This window comes from Planktothrix sp. FACHB-1355 (assembly GCF_014748295.1).
Classification (GTDB): Bacteria; Cyanobacteriota; Cyanobacteriia; order Cyanobacteriales; family Aerosakkonemataceae; genus Aerosakkonema; species Aerosakkonema funiforme_A.
Genome location: NZ_JACJUP010000936.1, coordinates 1 through 2,912, shown reverse-complemented (window position 1 = coordinate 2,912; position 2,912 = coordinate 1). Strand labels below are relative to the sequence as shown.

Genomic DNA, 2,912 nt, shown 5'->3' with positions numbered 1-2,912 from the left:
CGAGATCTAGTTGCTACAGAAGCAGATCCCCAATACAAAGCAGGCTTAGACTTGTTAATTCCGCCGGCGGTGATTGCCGATGCAGCCTAAAAAATAAGTTCCGGCACACTCGTATGGTTCTACATTCAAACTAAGTGAAGTACCCCAACCTGCAACGCTTACGGTTGGGGCTTCTAAGGCTATCTCAGATAAGAAAAATATCAAACAAAAATATCAGACGCAAAATTTTATATATCGCGGGGGATATCTGAGCCTGCGATAATTTTGGCTTCCCTAATTGGTTTAGATTGAAAACACCAAAAAAGTGCTGTTCGCATAAAATAAAACTGATTTTTTTATTATAGCAGATAACAATAATCTAAACTAGAAAAATTGAAAAAAAATGCTTTACTGAGATATTTTGGATACATTAATCGAATTTTACCACTTCTGTCTGCTCCAATTTTCCTGCCTTTATACGTGTTTTAAATCCAACGTCCTTGGGTGCAAACTTATGAATCACTTAAAACCGATCTCTTCTGGAGCAGTAAGCAAGAGCGAGATCGAACTTGCTCAGCAAGGTAAGGAAAACCAAGCAAACGAGCAAAATGTGCAGAATAAGGAAATATTTTTGTCTAAAGCCTCTTTAACGGCTAATGATGAGGCTTATATACCTCAAACTGCTGAAACGGAAGCAACAGACGCATCGGAAAAAGACCTAAACTGGCTGGTTTGTTTCCAGCAAAACAGCCAGCAGCTAGTGGCTGCAATTGAGCTACCAGACTTTGCGATCCGATATGCTAACAATTACTTCTCCCGTTTAGTAGGTATAGAAGTTAACCGCCAAGAGATTGGGATTAAGGGGATCGGGCTTTCCGATTTATTCTCGGATTGGGATGGCCCAGATGGGGAATCTTTATACCGTCGGCTGTTACTGGGTTTGGTTTTGCAAGATATTTACCAGATTGACATTCAAGGTCTCTTCGACCAACCGATCGTCGCCTCTGTCGGCAAATCCGATCGACAAGAACTGCGCTGGGTGGAGTTTTGGTTGCGATTACCCGACAAAAGCGCTGACGAATGGCCACAATTAAAAGTTGTCCGCCTCGATCGCAATGTAGACGAGTTTGCGGATTTGAATATCGAACAGATGGAGACGGGAGATTGGCAAAATTGGTTAAGAAACTCTGCCCAGATAGAATTGCTTTTATCCAGATTGCAACCGAACAACTACCGGGTAGAAGGATTGCTGCTGCTGGAGGGCGTTGATGTCACAATCCGCGAAATGCTGCGCCGCCTCACGAATCTGTTGATTGACCAAGACTCGATTTTACGACCGAAGAAGTTTCGCAAAATTGACCAGTTGCTGAGATCGGTTCTGCACGCCAAAAATAGCTTGATTTTAAGTACCGAACGTTCCGAGGCGCGGCTGTTTTTTGGGCCGGACTCGAAAGATTTAAGAACTACTACTTATTCCATGCAGTCTCTGCAAGGGTCGCACTTTTTACGAGCAGCGGAGGCAAATCAAGTTTGGAACGTTGCCGATCTCAGTCAGGATTGTCCTACCGAGTGCGAGCGATGGCTACTTGAAATGGGTGTCCGTTCTTTGTTGCTCATTCCATTGGTCGTCAAAGCGAAAGGATATAAAGCGGGATTTCGGCAACTGGCAGGCGTAGTGGGATTGACGAGCGATCGGGCTTACAACTTCAGCAGCCTTGACTGTCGGTATGCTTCCGAACTCATCCTCCCTTTTACAGTGGCGCTGCGTCAAGCTATCCAGTTAAGATTTACTCAATTTAACAATATCCACCCAGCAGTGGAATGGAAATTCTTGCAGGAAGCAGAACGACGCAGCTGGGGAATGCGCCCAGAACCAATTATTTTTAGTAATGTTTACCCCCTGTATGGCATCTCGGACATTCGCGGTTCTTCTGAGGAGCGCAACCGTGCCATTCAGACTGATGTGCTGGAACAATTTCATCTGGGATTAAAAGTGGTTGAGGCATTCTGTCAATCTCAAGAAACCTCTTTAGGGGAACAACTTCGCCTCGATCTGCTTTATCACATCGAACAAATAGAGTCGGGGATAACTGTAGATGCAGAAGTCACAGCCATTCGCTATCTGCGTTCTTCTTTGGAAATTTACTTCGATTACTTTGCTCAATGCTGTCCGAATGTCAACGCAGCTGTCGCGGCTTACCGATCGGCGTGCGACAACGAGCATCAGTGCGTTTACAAGGCTCGCGATCGCTACGATCGCACGATCGGACAAATCAACGCTCTTCTCCGAGAAACTTGGGATCGCTGGCAGGTTTCCATGCAAAAAATCACACCCCACTACTGCGATATCGAATCTACCGACGGTATCGATCACATGATCTATGCCGGCGCATCCATTGACCCAAAGTTTTCAACTTTCCATCTTCGCAGTTTGCGATACGAACAACTGCGAGCTATGTGTGACTGTGCTAGAACAGCCTTCAGCATTCAAGCGCAATATAACACCCAAATGCAAGTAACTCATTTGGTCTTAGTGCAGGATGCTACAGTTGACATCTTCCACAACGAAGACACCGAAAAATTATTTGAAGTTAGAGGCACCCGCGACACCCGCTACGAACTCGTCAAAAAGCGTATTGATAAAGCTATTGACACACAGTCACACGAGCGCATAACCCAACCGGGTATGCTTACTATAGTTTACTCCACTGATGACGAGTGGACAGAGTATCAACAGTACTTGCGCTACTTAGCTCGCGAAGGCTGGATTGATAGAGAAGTTGAAGGCGGTACGGTGGAACCACTGCAAGGAGTGACTGGCTTAAAATTTGCCCGCGTCCGCGTTCTACCCAATATAAAATCTATCACCGATTTAAAAATGCTGGATGAGGGGTTAGAACCCCCAAATTTGTAATAGGGGGAGTGGGGGAGTG

At 45.4% G+C, this 2,912-nt stretch carries 1 protein-coding gene; it reads left to right on the top strand.

The features are described 5' to 3' along the window. The first annotated feature begins 493 nt into the window (after positions 1 to 493). Positions 494 to 2,893 carry a GAF domain-containing protein gene (locus H6S82_RS27190; protein WP_190460944.1) on the top strand — a complete coding sequence of 800 codons (2,400 nt, stop codon included), beginning with the start codon at positions 494 to 496 and terminating at the stop codon, positions 2,891 to 2,893. Positions 2,894 to 2,912: the final 19 nt, after the last annotated feature.